Below are 17,572 nucleotides of genomic sequence, written 5' to 3'. Positions count from 1 at the left end.
TCCGTTCCGGAACCCACCGACCGTCTAGAAGCCACTGACCGTCAGGTAGAGAAGCGCGACGTTCAGGGTCACGATCAGTCCCGTCGCCAGCGTCGCCAACAGCACCGTCGTCCGTGAGTTGGTGCGCTCGCCCATCACGTCCTTGCTCGAGGTGATGCGCACCAGCGGAATCAGTGCGAACGGAATGCACATGCTGAGCACGACCTGACTCAGCACCAGCGCCAGCGTCGGATCGACGCCGATTCCGAGAATCACCAGAGCCGGGATCAGCGTGACCACCCGGCGCACCTGCAGCGGAATCCGCTTGCGCAGCAACCCCTTCATGATCTCGGCGCCCGCCGCGCAGCCGATCGAGGTCGACGCCAGACCCGACGCGAGCAGTCCGACTGCGAAGACGGCCGCGACACCGCCGCCGAGGTTGTTCTCGATCGCGGCGTGCGCCCCGTCGATCGTGTCTGTTCCGTCCGCGCCGAGGAACGCCGACGCCGCCAGCAACAACATCCCGATGTTGACGGTGCCCGCGATGACGAGGGCGAACGTCACGTCCCACTTGGTGGCACGGAGCAGGCGATCGAGCACGCGAGCGTCCTTCTGTACGCCGTGTCGGTCGCGCGCCAGAGCGGAATGCAGGTAGATGGCGTGCGGCATGACCGTCGCGCCGAGCATGCTGGCGGCGAGCAGGACGGAATCGGAACCGTCGAATCCCGGGATCAGACCTTGCGCGACGCCGGTGCCGGAGACGTCCGTGAACAGCAGCCCGGTCAGGAAGCCGACGGTGATGACGGCGAGCATCGTGATCACGACGAATTCGAACGTGCGCTGGCCCTGCCGACTCTGCACGCCGAGGATGATCATCGAGACGACGCCGGTGATGAGGCCGCCCACGAACAGCGGCAGCCCGAACAGCAGGTTCAGCGCGATCGCTCCGCCGATCACTTCGGCGAGGTCCGTGGCGATCGCGACCGCCTCGGCCTGGACCCAGAACAGACGCCTCGGCCACGGTCGTAGCCGGATACCCAGCATCTCCGGCAGAGACTTGCCCGACACCAACCCCAGCTTCGCGGACAGGTACTGCACCAGCACCGCCATGGCGTTGGCGGCGACCAGAACCCACACCAGCAGGTAGCCGTACCGCGCTCCGGCGGTGAGGTTGGCCGCAACGTTGCCCGGGTCCACGTAGGCGATCGCGGCCACGAACGCGGGGCCCAAGAGCGTCAACGTCCGCACGGGGGCGAAGGTGGTGGTCTGCGACATGCAAACACTATATTCGCTCAGCCGCACTCGAGAGTTAGTCAGCCCGAAATCAATTTCTACCGGTCTGCGTCGAGAGTCCCGTCGCGGGCACTACCCTGTTTCGGGTGGGCATGCGCTGAGAGTTGGGGACCGGCGCCGAGAATGTCAGTGACGAACATCAGGGGGCTTCGGTGGTCAGCAGAAACAGGGCGCTTCTTGTCGGTGCCGTCGCCGCGGGCGCGGTGGGCATCGCGTTGGCCGCCCGGAGAACGCCCGCGGTGCGCAGACTGCTCGACGGCGCGGACTGGCTGTTGCACGATCCGACCACCGAGTATCGGGTCGTCCCGGTCGTCACCGACGACGGCGCTCACCTGAACGTGCGTGAGTACGGCGACCCCGACGCCGAACCGATCGTGCTCAGTCACGGCTGGACCTGCTCCGCCGACTTCTGGGCCCCGCAGATCAACGCACTCGCCGATCGATACCGCGTGATCGCGTACGACCAGCGCGGCCACGGCAGCAGCGACCTCGGCACTCGCCACTTCGGGTCCGACGTGCTCGGCGACGATCTCGCCGCCATCCTCGAGGCAACCATCACCAGCGACACCAAAGCAGTTCTGGTCGGGCACAGCATGGGCGGAATGTCCGTCATGGCGTGGGCCGGCGACCACCCGAAACAGGTACAGCAGTACGTGAAGGCAATTCTGTTGGCGGACACTGCATCCGACTCGCTGATCGCCGAAACGACGGTGGTGCCCCGCTTCCCGCGGCTCCCCGAACGAGTGGCCGCATCCGTCCTGTCGTCGGGTCTTCCCATTCCCGCGACCCCGCTGTCGTCGCGCGCGGTCAAGTACGTGGCGTTGGGGCGAAACGCAACACCTGCCCAGGTTGCGTTCTGCGAGAAGATCGTTCGCGAATGCGAGCCCAAGACCAGGGGGCTGTGGGGAGCCGCGCTCAGCGCACTCGACATCCACGAGGCACTCGAGAACATCGACGTTCCGACGACGGTCATCGTCGGGACGGCCGACCGACTGACCCCGCCGATCCAGTCGCGCAAGCTCGCCGCCGCGCTCGAGCGAGCGGGTGTGCTCGATCGCCTCGTCGAGGTGCCCGGCGCCGGACACATGGTCTCCGTCGAGGCGATCGACGAATTCAACGCCGAGTTGGTCAGGCTCGCCGAGGAGAACTAGCTGAACGCACCTCTAGCTGAACACCACGGTCTTACGGCCGTGCACCAGCACCCGGTCCTCGAGGTGCCAGCGCAATCCTCGTGCGAGAACGAGCTTTTCGATGTCGCGGCCCTGCCGGACCATGTCGGTGACCGCGTCGGAATGGTCGACGCGGATCACGTCCTGCTCGATGATCGGGCCGGCGTCCAGTTCGGACGTCACCAGGTGACACGTGGCCCCGATCAGCTTCACCCCGCGCGCGAATGCCTGGTGGTACGGCTTCGCGCCGACGAAGGACGGCAGGAAGCTGTGGTGGATGTTGATCGCCCGGCCCGCCCAGTGCTCACACAGATCCGGCGGGAGCACCTGCATGAACCTGGCCAGCACGACGGCGTCGGGTTCGTAGGAGTCGACCAGATCCCGCAGCTCCGCGAACGCCGGACCGCGCTCGGCGGGATCCTTCGGAAACGGCACGTGGTGGAACCGAACTCCGTGCGCGATCGCCGTCTGCTCGAGCTCGGGGTGGTTACCGATCACCGCGCTGATCGTCGCTGGAAGCTCGCCTCCCGCGGCCCGGCCCAGCAGATCGTGCAGGCAATGCGCCTCCTTGCTCACCAGCAGGACGACACGCTTCGGTTCGCCCGAATCATGAAGCGCCCACTCGGTTTCCGGGCCGATCTCACGGGCGACATCGACGAAACGGGACCGTAGTTCGTCCGCCGAGATCGAGACCGACGACGCGGCCACCGCCTGACGCGTGAAGAACCAGCCGCTGTCCGCGTCGGCGTGATAAGCCGCCTCGACGATCGACCCGCCCAGGTCGGCGAGGAAGGTCGAGATGCGGGCGACGATGCCCGTGCGGTCGGGGCAGCCGAGGGTCAGGACGAAACGGCGATCGAAGGAACTCACCGGCGGATTCTCTCAGGTGCGCTCGTCTCGCCGATCACGGCATGCCAAGCTGGACCGATGACAGATCTCTCCAGAACCGACGTCGCTCGCATGGTCGACCACACGCTCCTCAAGCCCGAGGCAACGCGCGCGGACGTCGAGGCGCTGATCGCCGAGGCGACCGATCTCGGAGTGCTCGCCGTCTGCGTCTCGCCCTCGATGCTGCCGCTGCGAGCCCCCGACGATCTGGTGGTCGCCGTGGTCGCCGGCTTCCCGTCCGGCAAGCACCACTCGCTGGTCAAGGGGTCCGAGGCGAGGCTCGCCATCCAGCAGGGCGCGCAGGAGGTCGACATGGTCATCGACGTCGGCGCCGCGATCGAAGGCGACTACAACGCGATACTCGCGGACATCCTCACCGTACGAGAAGCCGTCGGGGACACGGCAATCCTGAAGGTCATCATCGAGTCCGCCGCGCTGACGGACGAAGCGATCGTCGAATGCTGCCGCGCCGCCGAGCAAGCGGGCGCCAACTTCGTCAAGACGTCCACCGGTTTCCACCCCGCGGGCGGGGCGAGCGTGGAGGCGGTACGGCTGATGGCCGAGACCGTCGGCGGCCGGCTGGGTGTGAAGGCGAGCGGCGGAATTCGGACCGCGGATGCGGCGCGCGCCATGATCGAGGCCGGTGCCACTCGGCTCGGGCTGTCGGGCTCGCGGGAGGTATTAGGCGGGTTCTTGGCATGAGTCTGTGCGCGATTTCCGCCCCCAGGGGGGCGGAAATCGCGCACAGCTGCGTCAGCAGCTGATCTGCTGCCCGTCCTGCGCCGCGGGCAGGGTGTACGCGCCGCCGGCCAGCGACATCTTCAACCCGGTGTCGGTGACCTCGATCGACTTGGGCGTCATGCCCAGCGGGTACGCCTGCAGGCTGTCGGTGAGCACGGAGACGACGCTGTCGGCCAGGTCGGTCGGGATGCCGAAACCGAGGATGTTCGCGTCGACGGTCTGAACCTCGATCTTGTCCCCGGCCACAACGGGCTCGACCGTCAGCTGCGCGAGCCCGCCCACGATGGCGAAGTTGAGCGTTCCGGCGGCCGCATCGCTGGTGACTCCGCTGATCAGTCCGCCGATGCCCTGCGACGCCAGCGTCGCCTGGATGCCGGAGTTGGACCAGTCGACGTCAGCGGAGGAGCTGCCGATCGTTCCCGAGCTGGTGTCGGACACGTTGTTCAGGTTCACGTCGTCGATCTCGGCGCTCACCTTCATGTCCTGCGCGGGCCCGAACTTGGTGTCGTCGCTGGTGATTTCGACCGAATTGAACTCCTTGGTCGCCAGCTGTACCAGCACCGGGTACAGGCCGAGGCTCACGTCGATCTGCGAGCCGAGCTCGGATTCGAACTGATTGGCCAGGCACGTCTCGACACGGTTGCGGGCGTAGAACTCGCCGCCGATCACCGCTGCGAGGAACGCCACGACGACGATCAGGGCGATGAGCGGAAGCCGAGATTTCCGCCTCCGAGTTTCCGAAGTGGTCATCCTGGAAGTGTGACCCACTTGTCTGAGTTAATTCTGTGAACCGTGAGCGTCCGCAACAGCTGTGACGTGTGACACATGAGGGGTAGGCTCGCCGCCATGATCGGCGACGGAATGACCGACCAGTTCCAGTGGATGGTGACGGAACAGGACGGCTACTTCACCACAGCTCAGGCCTCGGAGTCCGGCTACTCCGCGCTCGCCATCGCGACGGCTGTGGACGACGGCATCTGGAACCGCGTCGAGGCGGATCTGCTCCGCATCGCAGGGTGGCCGCCCAGCGAGCTCGAGGAGTACGCGAAGTGGTGCGCGTGGCTCGGAACCAGCGCCGTGATCTCGCACCAGAGCGCCGCCGAGCTGCACGGCCTCGGAAACCTGCACCCGCAGTTCGTCCACGTACGCGTCAGCGGGACCACCCGAGCGCACGATCAGCGACTCGCCGTCCATCGCGGCCGCCTCGACGGCCGCGACATCGAGTACACCGGATCCTTCCGCATCACCACGCCGATCCGCACCACGCTCGACCTCGCGGCCGGCGGCATCTCGCAGTTCACACTCGACGAGGTGGTGGGCGACGGACTCGTCCTCGGCCGACTGCAGGCGGACGAGTTGTTCGCTCGCGCCCTCGAATTCGGCGACCGAGTGGCCGAGCGGATCGAACTGGCGCTGTCGTCCAGGTAATACGGTCAGCTGGGTGAAACGGTCTTCCATGGAACATGAAGGATGTTGTCCCGCAACCGTCTTCGCGGAATCTCCACCCCCTGAAGTCCCACCCCCAAGATCTTCGACGCTTCCCGCCACCTCACCCGGGGCCCGAAAGGCGCGAGTGGGGCGGCTGTGTCCCACGCACGATCGGCCGCGACCAGCAGCTCGTGCACGGGCTGGCCGGGAACATTGTGGTGGATCAGCGCTTTCGGTAGCCGTTCCGCGAGGTCGGAGGGTCGGGGGACGGTGAACGGGTCCCACGCGAAGGTCACGGTCTGCGGGCCGTCGGCGGTGACGGTGATCCAGATGGACCGTCGGCCCAGTTCGTCGCACGTTCCGTCGATCAGCATTCCGCCGGGCGCCATGGCCGAGGTGATGCGTGTCCACGCGCCGTCGACGGCCTCTTCGGGGTACTGGCGCAGCACGTTGAACGCTCGCACCAGGATCGGGTGCAGGCCCGCGAGTTCGAAGCCGCCGCGGGCGAAGTCGACTCCCTCGCTTCCGGGCACCACTCGGGCCGGGTCGATTTCGAGGCCGACCATGCGGAGGTCGGAGCGGACGGTGCGCAGGCGCCGAGCGAGTTCGAGCGTCGTCGTCGGGCTCGCGCCGTAGCCGAGGTCGACCACCAACGGGTCGTCCGCAGCGGTCAGCAGCTCGCGGATCGCGGGACTGTGCATCAGCCAGCGGTCGCTGCGCCGGAGCCGGTTGATCCCCGTCGTGCCACGGGTGATCACGCCCTCGGGTTGACCGGCCGGCCTCCGGCCTTCCCGCGGCGGTTTCACATCAGGCGTGCTTCGTCTTCAGGTAGGTCTCGGTCACTTCACCCTCGCCGCGCCACAGGTCGACGAGGTTCACCAGCATGAGCTGCTCGAGCTTGCCGCCGATGAACGGCAGGTACACCTTCGCCTCGGAGGTCGTGCGCAACGTCGACCCGGCGTCGGTGGAGAACAGGGACACGACGCCCGTGAGGCTGCCCGGCCCGGCGGGGATGGACGCGTCGTACTTCCCGGCGGTGGTCTCGCCGTACGCGTCGTAGTGGATGTTGCGAGTGATGATCATGTCCTTCTTCATCACCGTCTGCGCGATGTCCGGCAACTCGGTACGCGGAATCGTGTGCAGCATGGTGATGTCGATACCGGCGTCGCTCACCTCGAACGTCTTCATCTCGTTGTGCGAGTACTTACGCATCTCCTCGATGATCGCGTCCCAGTAATCGCGCGAGCGCAGCGCGTCGTACACCTGCTCGGTGGTGAACGGCAGGCGGGCCGAGTAGTTCATCTTGCGAGCCATCAGTGCTGTCCCACCCACTCCTCGGTGAATTCGTGTTCGGCGTCGATGAGCTGCAGAACCTGCTCGATCACCGCCGACTCGATCTTTCCGCCGAAGATCGGCACCTTCACCTCGGCCGCACCGTTGGTGGTGAAGGTCGATCCCGATCCCTTGTTCGCCAAAGTCAGCGTGCCCCGCAGGCCCGCGGGTGCGCCCTCGACGTTGGCCTCGAACGTGCCGGCCGAGCCCTGAGCGTCGACCGAACCCCAGGATTCCACACGGTTGATGATGAGGTCACCGGGCCGGATCGCGGTGATCGCGCTCGGCAACAGGTCCTCGGCGATGGCCTGCTTCAGCTCGATTCGCACGGTGCGCGTGTCCGGGTCCTCGCCCTCCACCGTGACCGACAACAGCTCGGCGTTCGGTCCGCCGACGGCCTCCGTGCGGTCCCTCCAGTACTGCTCGGACGTGAACGCCGCATGGACGGCGCTGACGGAGTGCGTGGACGTGGAGGTGTGATCGAACTTACGAGGCATGCAGAAAATCTATCGTGCTGACCTATTCATTCCCGACCGGCCTCCGGCCTACCCGCGCGCTCCTGAGTTCATGCCCCTTCGACGTCAGGCACTTCCCCGTCTCGAGGTTCCAGTCCCACCCGTGAAGGTTGCAGGTGAGTGTGGTGCCGTCCACGATCCCGAACTTCGACAGGTCGGCTTTGAGGTGGGGGCAGCGGCGCTGAATTTCCCACCCGTCCTTCACGATCGTCGCCGTGTCGTCGTGCGCCTCGGCGAACCAACCGTCCGCGTAGGCGATCCGCTCGTCGGTGAGGCACTTGAAGAAGGTGTACAGGAACTCGTTGTAACCGCCCACGCGCTTGGCCTTGAACCGCGTCGACAGGAAGATCGAGTTGACCCAGTCCGGCTCGTCGTCGCGCAGGACGGTCCGCACCAGTTCCGCAGGGATCTCGAACGAGTACCGGAACTTCTCGTCCTGAATCGGCTCTCGCACAATACGTTTCGGAAAATCGAGCACTACATGCTCGGTACCCGTGTTCAGCACCACGGGATATCCGATCCCGTCCGAGATCTGATCCGTCTGCGCCATGATCGGCTCGAAGAGGGCCTTGAGCGGTTCCAGCAGCGGCTCACCGGTCGCCGGCGCCCACCCAGCCTTGACCTCGGCCAACACTCCGGCCTTCCGCTGCGCGTACGCCTCGATGTAGTCGGCCTTGCCGGTGGTGAAGATGGCTTCGACCTCGTCGGTGGGCAGCGGGTGCGACAACGCGTTCAAGGTCGACCCGGTCAGGTCCGCCGTCGTACCCGGCATCATCAGCAGGCCGTTGTCCTTGCCGTGTTGCCGCATCTGGTCGAGGAACACCATCTGGTCGGGGAAGATGTTCGCGGGGTCGCCGTAGACGTCGTTGAGTCCGCGCAGGTCGTCGTCGAGGAAACACGGCGGGCCGGCGGACGGAATGACCCACGTCGCGTCGACCTGCTCGATGTACTGACGGCATCGGTCCATCTGCCGCTGACGCTTCTGCGTACCGAAAGCGTCCTTGGCCCGCTGAGGCATGTCGTAGACCATCGGGTACCAGATTGCGCCCGAGTACTGCAGCATGTGCACGTCGATGTGCCCGAACGCCTCGGTCATCATGTCCAGGTCGACCGGGCGGGCGTCGTTCATGTTGAAGGCGACGGTCTCGCCGTCGGAGACAACCAGACCCGAGTCGCCGATCGGGCCGTCGGCGGGTGCGCGCAGCGCGATGATCATGACGTCGAGATCGCCCTTGGGACCCGACACCGTGTGCTTGACCGAATCCGTGGTCTCGAAGAACGTGTGGAAGCCCAGCGCCTCGAGCTCGCGGCGCAGATCCGGTACCGGGTAGTCCGGCAGCAGCACGACGGCGTCCTTGTTCACATGCTCCGCGAGGTGCTTCGGGTCGAAGTGGTCCTTGTGCAGGTGGGAGACGTAGAGGTAGTCGCAGTCACCGAGGGTGTCCCAGTCCAGTTCGGAGTTGTCCGGGAACGGGAACCACGACGCGAAGTACGCCGGATTGACCCACGGGTCGCACAGAATGGTTCCGGCGCTCGTACTGATGTGAAAACCGGCGTGTCCGACGCTGGTGACCTGCACGTGAATCCTCCGATAGTTTTTCTCCCCTGTGTCGATGGTAATCGGACGAGAAGAGGGTGTCGGACCACGCGGGTAGCGTCTTCGAGCGTGACGAGCACTTTTGCGGATTTGACGACGATGCGTGTGGGCGGTCCGGCGCGGCAGCTGATCGTCGCCGAGTCGACGGATGCGGTGGTCGAGGCGGTCCGCGCGGCCGGGAAGTCTTTGCTGGTGATCGGCGGTGGGTCCAACCTCCTGGTCGGAGACGCCGGGTTCGACGGAACCGTCGTCAAGATCGCCACCTCGTCACTCGTCGTCGACGGTGACCGTGTGATCGTCGACGCGGGTGTCGAATGGGACACAGTGGTGCTCGCAGCCCTCGATGCCGGGCTCGCCGGTCTCGAAGCGCTCTCGGGCATTCCGGGGTCCACCGGCGGCACGCCCATTCAGGACGTCGGCGCTTACGGGTCGACCGTGTCGGAGACGCTCGAAACCGTGACGATCCTCGACCGCGAGAGCGGCGACGTCGAGGTCTGGGACAACGCGCGGTGCGGTTTCGGCAGCCACCGATCGTCGGCGTTCAAGTACACCGACCGCTACGTGGTGCTGGACGTGGTGTTCCGTCTGCAGCGCAGCGAGACATCGCATCCGGTGCGCTACGCGGCGCTGGCCGACCGGCTCGGTGTCTCGATCGGCGACCGAGTTCCCGCTCGTGACGTGCGCAAAGCCGTTCTGGAGCTGCGCGGCGAGCGCGGGATGGTGCTGAACCCGGCCGATCACGACACCTGGAGCGTCGGCTCCTTCTTCCTCAACCCGGTGCTCACCGAGGTGCCGGAGGCCGCGCGCGACGCGCCGCAGTTCGACGACCCCAAGGGCACCAAGCTCTCCGCCGCGTGGCTCATCGAGCACGCCGGTTTCCACCGGGGATACGGCGCCGACTTCGGCGCCGGAACCGTCACACTCTCCGGCCGGCACGTCCTCGCGATCACCAATCGCGGGGGAGCGACAACGGCCGATGTCATGGCTCTGGCCGGTCACGTCCGCGCCGGTGTGCAGGAGCGATACGGCGTCACACTGACGCCCGAATGCCGCTTGGTGAACTGTTCGCTGGACTGAAACGTCGGTGGGCGCAGGTACCGTGGTCCTGTGCAACAGCGACTTTCGAGAACAGTTCTCTTGTGGGTGACGGCCCTCGTTGCAGTGGCGGCTCTGCTTGCAGGCTGCACGATCGGCGGCGGCGATTCGACGTCGTCGGGCGCCGGTGCCACCACCACCGAGGCCGCTCCGGTGGCGAAGGTGACGTCCGATCCGGCCGACGGCGCGGCCGACGTGAGTCCCACCGCCCCCGTCACGCTGACCGTCACCGACGGAGTCCTCGAGAACGTCGCGCTGACCAATGCCGACGGCACCGTCGTCACCGGGGCGCTCAACCCCGCGGGCACGGTCTTCACCGTCTCGGAGCCGCTCGGCTACGGCGCCACCTACAACTGGTCGGGCACCGCCCTCGGCAGCGACAAGAAGCAGGTCCCGGTCACCGGCAGCTTCACCACGGTCACCCCCGCGTCGCGCACGTCGGTCAACACGAACATCGGTGACGGCCAGGTCGTGGGCGTCGCCGCCCCGATCATCCTGAAGTTCGACGACGCGATCGTCGACAAGGCGGCCGTCGAGAAGGCGCTCACCGTCACCACGAACCCGCCCACCGTCGGCTCGTGGGCCTGGCTGCCCGACGACGGTGGATCGCGCATCCACTGGCGCCCGCAGAACTACTGGGTCCCTGGAACCACCGTGAAGGTCGACGCCAAGCTCTACGGCGTGAACTACGGCGGCGGCGCGTACGGCGACTCCGACGTCACCCTCGACTTCAGCATCGGTGCCGCCCAGATCGTGAAGGCCGACGCGACCAGCCACCGCATGCAGGTGGTGCGTGACGGGCAGACGGTCATGGACATACCCGTGAGTTACGGCGAAGGCAACGAGGACCGCAACGTCACGCGTTCCGGCATCCACGTCGTCACCGAGAAGTACGAAGACTTCATGATGTCGAACCCGCCGTACTACACGAACGTGCGCGAGCGATGGGCCACCCGCATCTCGAACAACGGCGAGTTCATCCACGCCAACCCGCTGACCACCGGCGTGCAGGGGTCGTCCAACGTCACCAACGGGTGCATCAACCTCTCGACCGAGGACGCGCAGACCTACTTCCAGATGGCCGTGTACGGCGATCCGGTCGAGGTCACCGGTACCCGAATCGAATTGAGCGCGGCCGACGGCGACATCTACGACTGGGCCATCGACTGGCCGACCTGGCAGTCCATGAGCGCGCTGCCGGCGGGTGGGGCTGCCACGTCCACCACCGCCGCTCCCACGACCACTGCGCCCTCGACCACTGCGCCGGCCGTCAATCCGGGCGGATAACCGTCGCGGGCGTCAGAACGTCAGGTACGCGAGAACCGCGACCCGGCGCCCGGCGCCTGATCCCGAGGCCTGATGACGATGGTGTCGAGGTCGACGTGCGACGGGCGTGAAGCCACGAAGCCGATGACCTCGGCGATGTCCGCGGCGACCAGCGGATCGATGCCGTCGTAGACCTTCGCGGCCTTGTCCTCGTCGCCCTCGAAGCGCACCAGGGAGAACTCCGTCTCGACGGCTCCGGGCGCAATTTCGGTCAGGCGCACCGGCTTGCCGAGCAGTTCGCCGCGCAGCGTGCGGTGCAGAACACCCTGAGCATGCTTGGCCGAGGTGTACCCGCCGCCGTTGTCGTAGGTCTCGAACGCGGCGATCGAGGTGATGGTGACGACGAGGCCGTCGCCGGATTCGATCAGCTTGGGCAGTAGCGCCTTCGTCATGCGCAGCGTGCCCATGACGTTGGTCTCCCACATCCAGCGCCAGTCGTCGAGGTCGGCGTCCAGCACGGTCGCCAATCCTTTGGCGCCGCCGGCGTTGTTGACCAGCACGTCGACCTTCGGCAGCACCGAGGTGAACGCGGCCACCGAATCCTCATCGGTGACGTCGAGCTGCAGCGCGGTGCCGCCGATCTCCTCGGCGAGCTTCTCGAGCCGGTCGACGCGTCGCGCTCCGACGACCACGTGGAACCCGTCGGCAGCAAGCTTGCGGGCGGTTGCCTCGCCGATGCCCGAGCTGGCTCCGGTCACGACGGCGGTGGGCTGCGATGAACTGGTCATGGTGCAAACCCTACTTTCGGCCGACCCAATGACGCATTCGGTTGCACCGGTGGACCGAATGTCACATTGGGTCCGGCGGGTTGGGTCCGGCGGGTTGGGTCCAGCGGCCTGCGCTAGCTCGCGATCGACGAATACCCCGACGCATCCCCGGCCTTCACGCGCGACCGCTCGCCGCTCACGCTCACCGGTACGTCACCGGCGAGGGTGATGCGTTCCATGCGGCGGTACTGATCGTCGTAGTCGGAGACGGCGTAGTGCTGGGTGGCGCGGTTGTCCCACATCGCGACGTCGCCGGGTTGCCACGACCAGCGGATGGTGTTCTCGAGCCGGGTGACCCGATCCTGGAGCACCTCGAAGATGGCCCCGGACTCCTTGGTACTCAACCCGACCAGGCTGCGGGCGAAGTGCCCCAGCAGGATCGTGCGTTCACCGGTCTCCGGGTGCACGCGCACCACCGGGTGCTCCGTCTCGAAATACTGCGCGCGAAACTCGTTGCGGTACTTCTCGGCTTTGCTCGACACGCTCTGCTCTGCCGAGGTGGCGGCGTAGTCGTAGACGTTGGTGTGCACGGCCCACAGGTTGTCGGCGAGAGCCTTCAGGGGCGCCGGAAGTTGTTCGTACGCAGCGGTTGTCGACGCCCACGCCGTGGTTCCGCCGTAGGCGGGGAGCGTGACCGCCCGCAGGACGGACGCTTTGGGGATGCGATCGACGAAGGTGACGTCGGTGTGCCAGCTGTCGGCGCGGTCGTATTCGGAATCGATTGCGAGAGACCGGTTTCCGCGTGAGGTCACCGTCGGGTGCGCGGTGGTCGGTGTCCCGAGAAGCCCGGCGAACTCGTACTGCGACTCCTCGTCCAGATGATGCTGGTCGCGGAAGAAGATCACCTTGTGCTCGAGCAACGCGTCGTTGATCGAGCGCACCGTAAATGCGTCGAGATGTCCTCCGAGGATCACACCGTCGATACGCGCGCCGATGTTCGCGCCCAGTTTGACGACCGACAGTGCAGAGGTGCTCATGAGTGGACCCTTTCGACGAAGCTCATCATCCGACGTAAACATGGTCTGCGCATCTCGAGAAGGGTTTCGCTCAGCGTGAGCGAAACCTCCCCGAACAGCACAAACGCCGACGAGTGCTAGTTTTGTGCCATGGCAACCGGACCCCGCGTCACCTACGTGACCGCCGCGTTGGGATCCCGGCTGCCCTTGGCCCGTGAGTTGTGTTGTCCGAACGGTTGTCTCTGCCGCTGACTGTCGGTTCGGTTCACGAATCGGTGGTCGGCTGCGCGTCATCAGTTCGCACCGACTTCGAGGACCAGCCATGTCTGTCACGACTTTCCCTGTCACGTCTGCCGACCCTGTTCCCGCCCGGTCTCCGCTGCGGCGTTCGCGAGCACGAATCGTGGCGCCCGATCTGAAGCTGTCCGGCACCCCGGCATCGGCCGTGCTGCGTACCGCGCTGCTGGAAGGTCCGGTCTCGCGTGACGTCATCGCCCGTAGTTCGGGAGTCTCGACCGCCACCGTCAACCGCCAGGTCTCCGCGCTCGTTGCATCCGGCCTGCTGCGCGAACGCGCCGACCTGGTGGCGTCCGGCGCGATCGGACGTCCCCGAGTGCCGGTCGAGATCGATCACGAGCCGTACCTGACCATCGGCATCCACATCGGGTCCGTGACCACCGGCATCGTCGCCGCCGATCTCCGCGGCCGCATCCTCGGCGCCGTCGACATTGCAACACCGGCAGATGCCACGACCGGCCTCCGGCCTTCCCGCAATCAAACAACGACCGGCCTCCGGCCTTCCCGCAATCAAACAACGACCGGCCTCCGGCCTCCCCGCAATGGAACGCAGGCCCTCGAGACCATCGCCGCCAGCGCGCAGGCCTTCGCCGCCCGGTGGCACAAGCGTCGCCCGCTGTGGGTCGGGGTGGCCCTGGGTGGACGCGTCGACGCCGCCGCCGGCACCGCCGACCACCCTCGGCTCGGGTGGGTGGATGCACCTGTCGGAGCGGTGCTCGGCGAACGGCTCGGTCTTCCGGTGTCGGTGTCTCCGCACGTCGAGGCGATGGCCGCGTCGGAGCTGCTGCTCGCGCCGGGACGCAGGCCCGACACCGGCTCGTCCCTGTACTTCTACGCCCGCGAGATGGTCGGCGTCGCCATCACGATCGACGGACGGGTGCACACCCCGTCGAGCGGGCCCGGCTCCATCGCGCACCTGCCGACCGGCTCGTCGGCGCAGTGCACGTGCGGGCGCACCGGATGCCTCGAAGCGTCGGTGAGCGACCGCTCCGTGGTGGAGTCCGCGCGCCGCGCAGGTGTGGTGGACGCCGGAGCGTCGATCGCTGCGGTCTACGCCGCTGCTCGGTCCGGTTCGCTTGCCGTACATCGCATTCTGGTGGAGCGCGCCGAGATCCTCGGGCGAACGCTGGCCGTACTGCACGACCTGTTCAACCCCGACCGTGTTCTGCTCGGGGGCCAGGCGTTCTCCGAGTACCAGCCGGGACTGCCGCACGTCGGCGAGGCGTTCGCCGCGTGCAGCGTGTTGCCGCGGACGGACCTGCGGGTGTCGGGGTTCGGCAGCCGGGTCCAGGAATACGCCGCGGCGACGGTCTCGCTCAGCCCCCTCTACAGCGACCCGATCGGCGCGATGCGCAAAGCCGAGGCCGTTCTTGCGTGACCGGGTTCTAGTCTGACTCGGTGCCTATCAGAGAAGCCTTCGGACCCGACGGAACCTCCATCGTCTACCGCGTCGACGGGCCGCGCGACGGTCGTCCGATCGTGCTGCTTCACGGCTGGGCACAGTCGATGGCGTGCTGGGGCGAGAAGGTCACCGACCCGCTGACGCAGCAGTACCGGGTCATCGCCGTCGATCTGCGAGGTCACGGGTACTCGGGCGCCCCGCTCAGTGGCTATGACGACTCGACGCTGTGGGCCGGTGACGTCGCCGCCGTGCTGGCGCAGGAGAGCGTGGAGTCCGGCGCAGTCCTGCTCGGCTGGTCCTACGGCGGGCTCGTCGTCTGCGACTACCTGTCGGTCTTCGGCTCGGACGCGGTGGCCGGGCTCGTTCTGGTGGGTGCAGTCACGAGCATCGGACGCGGTGAGCAGGGCGGACGCGTCGGGCCGGCGATGCGGGCCGCGGTGCCCGGTGCGATGTCGGAGAACTCTCGTGAGGCCATCCGCGCACTGGGAAGCTTCGGCAACGCCCTCACCGGGCCGGGCGAGGGTCTGGGCGAGCGGGCGCAGGCGCTGTTCGGGGCAAGTTTGTCGACGCGTCCGCGCGTGCGGGCCGCCGTCTTCGACCGGGCTGTCTCGCACGACGAGATGCTGACCGAACTCGACGTCCCCACGCTGGTCATCCACGGCACCGACGACCGGGTCGTCGACGTCTCTGCAGGTCGATGGACCGCATCGCTCATCACGAAGGCGCAGGGGTCGTGGTGGGAGGGCGTCGACCACGGTCCGTTCGTCGCCGACCCCGAGAGGTTCGTCGCCGAGGTGACGGGGTTCGTGGAGGCGCTCGCGCCCTGTGCGCGATAACCGCCCCTCTGGGGGCGGTGATCGCGCACAGGGCACACTGGTCGAGTGGCCCGCACTCACCGTCCCGAGCGTGTTGCTGTTCTGTCGCTGCACACGTCACCTCTGGCTCAGCCGGGGACGGGCGATGCCGGTGGCATGAACGTCTACATCCTTCAGACGGCGCAGCAGATGGCCGCCCGCGGAGTCGAGGTGGAGATCTTCACCCGGGCCACGTCGTCGAAGGACGTCGCGGCGTTCGAGGCGGCGCCCGGGGTGCTGGTTCGCAACATTGCCGCGGGACCGTTCGAGGGACTCGACAAGCACGACCTGCCGACGCAGCTGTGTGCCTTCGCTGCCGGCGTGCTGCGCGAAGAGGCCCGCCACGAGCCCGGCTACTACGACGTCATTCATTCGCACTACTGGCTCTCAGGTCAGGTGGGGTGGCTCGCACGCGATCGATGGCGAGTCCCGCTGGTGCACACCGCACACACGTTGGCCGCTGTGAAGAACGCGTCGCTCGCCGCGGGTGACAAGCCCGAATCGGCGTCACGCGAGATCGGCGAGAAGCAGGTGGTCGAGGAGGCAGATCGCCTGACTGCCAATACTATCGACGAGGCCAAGTCGCTGATCGAGGTGTACGGCGCCGACCCGGACAAGATCGACGTGGTTGCTCCGGGCGCTGATCTCGAGGTGTTCAATCCCGGCGACCGTGCGCGCGCACGTGCCGCGGTGGGACTCGACCCGAACGAGACCGTCGTCACGTTCGTGGGCCGCATCCAGCCGCTGAAGGCTCCTGACGTTCTCCTGGCCGCTGCTGCGGAGCTGCATCGCCGCGAACCGCAACTGCCGCTGCGCATTCTGGTCGTCGGCGGTCCCTCGGGAACCGGATTGGAGCGACCGGATTCGTTGATCGAGCTGGCGTCGTCCCTGGGGATTTCGTCGATCGTCACCTTTCTTCCGCCGCAGCCGCCACACCGCCTCGCCGACGTGTACCGAGCGTCGGATCTCGTTGCGGTGCCCAGTTATTCGGAATCGTTCGGGCTGGTCGCCATCGAGGCGCAGGCGTGTGGAACCCCGGTCGTCGCGGCCGACGTCGGCGGTCTCGGTGTCGCCGTGCGCGGCGGCGAGACGGGAGCGCTTGTCCCGAGCCATGATCCGCTGGAATGGGCCAGCGTCATCGGCTCGTTGCTCGCCGACGATCGTCTGCGCGCACGCATGGCAACGAATGCCCCGAAACACGCCCGGAACTTCTCGTGGGAGCACACGGCCGATGCTCTGCTCGACACCTATCAGCGTGCGGCGCAGCACTTCGGTGGTGTGGTTGCGCAGACCGGTGATGGTCAACGGCCGTCGGGGGAGTTCTCGCCTCGCCGACCACGAGGTGTGTGGCGGTTGCGAAGACAGGGAGTGAAGAGTCTGTGACTGATACCAGAATTGCCGATCTGAGTGGGCTGATCGCCGAGGTCCTGAAGGACCGCGGACTCGATCACAGCCGGGTCAAGGACAACGAGTTCGTCGTCGAGCTTCCCGGTGAGCGCCGCCTGGTCACCAGCGCGATGCTGACCGTAGGCAATCACGGTCTGCGCATCGAGGCGTTCGTGTGCCGCAAGCCCGACGAGAACTTCGAGGGTGTCTACCGGTTCCTGCTGCGGCGAAATCGCCGGCTCTACGGTGTGCACTACACGATCGACAAGCTGGGCGACATCTACCTGGTCGGGGGTATGTCGACTCATGCTGTGACCGCAGACGAGCTGGACCGCGTTCTCGGTCAGGTTCTCGAGGCCTCGGACGGCGACTTCAACACCTTGCTCGAGCTCGGATTCGCGGAATCGATTCGGCGCGAATGGAAGTGGCGTGTCTCGCGGGGCGAGCCGCTCAAGAACCTCGAGGCGTTCGAGCATCTCGTGAACTCGGACGGGCCGGTGGATCCGTGGACCGGTTCGGCGATGAAAGGCTCGTAGCTTCGGGGGAC

The 17,572-nt window shown here is 66.8% G+C and carries 18 protein-coding genes; 9 read left to right on the top strand and 9 right to left on the bottom strand.

The features are described 5' to 3' along the window. Positions 1-24 precede the first annotated feature (24 nt). Positions 25-1,254 carry an Nramp family divalent metal transporter gene (locus AC59JP_RS16830; RefSeq protein ID WP_497326932.1) on the bottom strand — a complete coding sequence of 410 codons (1,230 nt, stop codon included), beginning with the start codon at positions 1,252-1,254 and terminating at the stop codon, positions 25-27. A gap of 170 nt (positions 1,255-1,424) precedes the next feature. Between AC59JP_RS16830 and AC59JP_RS16825 the strand changes: the two genes are divergently transcribed. Then, a complete protein-coding gene (locus AC59JP_RS16825; RefSeq protein WP_497326931.1) occupies positions 1,425-2,423 on the top strand; it encodes an alpha/beta fold hydrolase in 999 nt (332 codons plus the stop codon). Positions 2,424-2,435: 12 nt separating this feature from the next. Here AC59JP_RS16825 and purU read toward each other — a convergent pair whose 3' ends face one another. Further along, entirely contained in the window at positions 2,436-3,311 is an 876-nt protein-coding gene (gene purU / locus AC59JP_RS16820) for a formyltetrahydrofolate deformylase (RefSeq protein WP_497326930.1), read from the bottom strand. A gap of 57 nt (positions 3,312-3,368) precedes the next feature. Here purU and deoC point away from each other — a divergent pair, with 57 nt between their 5' ends. Further along, on the top strand, positions 3,369-4,031 hold the full coding sequence (deoC, locus tag AC59JP_RS16815; RefSeq protein ID WP_497326929.1) for a deoxyribose-phosphate aldolase: 663 nt from the start codon (positions 3,369-3,371) through the stop codon (positions 4,029-4,031). 51 nt (positions 4,032-4,082) lie between these two features. Here deoC and AC59JP_RS16810 read toward each other — a convergent pair whose 3' ends face one another. Further along, positions 4,083-4,820 (bottom strand): LmeA family phospholipid-binding protein, encoded by a 738-nt coding sequence (locus tag AC59JP_RS16810; RefSeq protein WP_497326928.1) that lies wholly within the window; start codon positions 4,818-4,820, stop codon positions 4,083-4,085. A 96-nt stretch (positions 4,821-4,916) separates the two neighbouring features. Between AC59JP_RS16810 and AC59JP_RS16805 the strand changes: the two genes are divergently transcribed. Beyond that, entirely contained in the window at positions 4,917-5,498 is a 582-nt protein-coding gene (locus AC59JP_RS16805) for a type IV toxin-antitoxin system AbiEi family antitoxin domain-containing protein (RefSeq protein WP_497326927.1), read from the top strand. A gap of 5 nt (positions 5,499-5,503) precedes the next feature. Here AC59JP_RS16805 and AC59JP_RS16800 read toward each other — a convergent pair whose 3' ends face one another. Genes AC59JP_RS16800 through AC59JP_RS16785 form a run of 4 tightly spaced genes read right to left on the bottom strand, consistent with a single transcriptional unit; the run spans position 5,504 to position 8,924 of the window. Beyond that, on the bottom strand, positions 5,504-6,304 hold the full coding sequence (locus AC59JP_RS16800; RefSeq protein ID WP_497326926.1) for a class I SAM-dependent methyltransferase: 801 nt from the start codon (positions 6,302-6,304) through the stop codon (positions 5,504-5,506). A gap of 1 nt (position 6,305) precedes the next feature. Beyond that, positions 6,306-6,812, bottom strand: coding sequence for a DUF2505 domain-containing protein (locus tag AC59JP_RS16795; protein ID WP_497326925.1), 507 nt, complete (start codon positions 6,810-6,812; stop codon positions 6,306-6,308). Continuing rightward, the gene (locus tag AC59JP_RS16790) at positions 6,812-7,327 is read right to left on the bottom strand and encodes a DUF2505 domain-containing protein (protein WP_497326924.1); all 516 of its coding nucleotides are present in this window, start codon (positions 7,325-7,327) and stop codon (positions 6,812-6,814) included. The genes AC59JP_RS16795 and AC59JP_RS16790 overlap by 1 nt, the downstream gene beginning before the upstream one ends. Before the next feature lie 22 nt (positions 7,328-7,349). Continuing rightward, positions 7,350-8,924, bottom strand: coding sequence for a Rieske 2Fe-2S domain-containing protein (locus AC59JP_RS16785; RefSeq protein WP_497326923.1), 1,575 nt, complete (start codon positions 8,922-8,924; stop codon positions 7,350-7,352). Between AC59JP_RS16785 and AC59JP_RS16780 the strand changes: the two genes are divergently transcribed. Both AC59JP_RS16780 and AC59JP_RS16775 read left to right on the top strand, forming a co-directional pair. Continuing rightward, on the top strand, positions 8,889-10,019 hold the full coding sequence (locus tag AC59JP_RS16780; RefSeq protein WP_497326922.1) for a UDP-N-acetylmuramate dehydrogenase: 1,131 nt from the start codon (positions 8,889-8,891) through the stop codon (positions 10,017-10,019). The genes AC59JP_RS16785 and AC59JP_RS16780 overlap by 36 nt on opposite strands. Positions 10,020-10,079: 60 nt before the next feature. Beyond that, the gene (locus AC59JP_RS16775) at positions 10,080-11,324 is read left to right on the top strand and encodes a L,D-transpeptidase (protein WP_497327099.1); all 1,245 of its coding nucleotides are present in this window, start codon (positions 10,080-10,082) and stop codon (positions 11,322-11,324) included. A gap of 20 nt (positions 11,325-11,344) precedes the next feature. On the opposite strand, the gene AC59JP_RS16770 is transcribed toward AC59JP_RS16775, so the two are convergent. Both AC59JP_RS16770 and AC59JP_RS16765 read right to left on the bottom strand, forming a co-directional pair. Next, positions 11,345-12,091, bottom strand: coding sequence for an SDR family NAD(P)-dependent oxidoreductase (locus AC59JP_RS16770; protein ID WP_497326921.1), 747 nt, complete (start codon positions 12,089-12,091; stop codon positions 11,345-11,347). 113 nt (positions 12,092-12,204) lie between these two features. Next, positions 12,205-13,107, bottom strand: coding sequence for a TauD/TfdA dioxygenase family protein (locus AC59JP_RS16765; protein WP_497326920.1), 903 nt, complete (start codon positions 13,105-13,107; stop codon positions 12,205-12,207). 301 nt (positions 13,108-13,408) lie between these two features. On the opposite strand from AC59JP_RS16765, the gene AC59JP_RS16760 reads away from it, so the two are divergent. From AC59JP_RS16760 to AC59JP_RS16745, 4 genes are read left to right on the top strand one after another with little or no spacing between them, the layout of a single operon-like run. After that, positions 13,409-14,761, top strand: a complete 1,353-nt coding sequence (locus tag AC59JP_RS16760) for an ROK family protein (protein ID WP_497326919.1) — start codon at positions 13,409-13,411, stop codon at positions 14,759-14,761. 20 nt (positions 14,762-14,781) lie between these two features. Continuing rightward, positions 14,782-15,621 (top strand): alpha/beta fold hydrolase, encoded by an 840-nt coding sequence (locus AC59JP_RS16755; RefSeq protein WP_497326918.1) that lies wholly within the window; start codon positions 14,782-14,784, stop codon positions 15,619-15,621. Between the two features lie 45 nt (positions 15,622-15,666). After that, positions 15,667-17,022 (top strand): D-inositol-3-phosphate glycosyltransferase, encoded by a 1,356-nt coding sequence (gene mshA, locus AC59JP_RS16750; RefSeq protein WP_497326917.1) that lies wholly within the window; start codon positions 15,667-15,669, stop codon positions 17,020-17,022. Between the two features lie 29 nt (positions 17,023-17,051). Continuing rightward, positions 17,052-17,561, top strand: coding sequence for a type III secretion system chaperone family protein (locus AC59JP_RS16745; RefSeq protein WP_497327098.1), 510 nt, complete (start codon positions 17,052-17,054; stop codon positions 17,559-17,561). The last annotated feature ends 11 nt before the right edge of the window (positions 17,562-17,572 follow it).

The organism is Rhodococcus sp. 320_ES (genome assembly GCF_059691855.1).
This window is presented reverse-complemented; position numbering and strand designations above follow the sequence as displayed.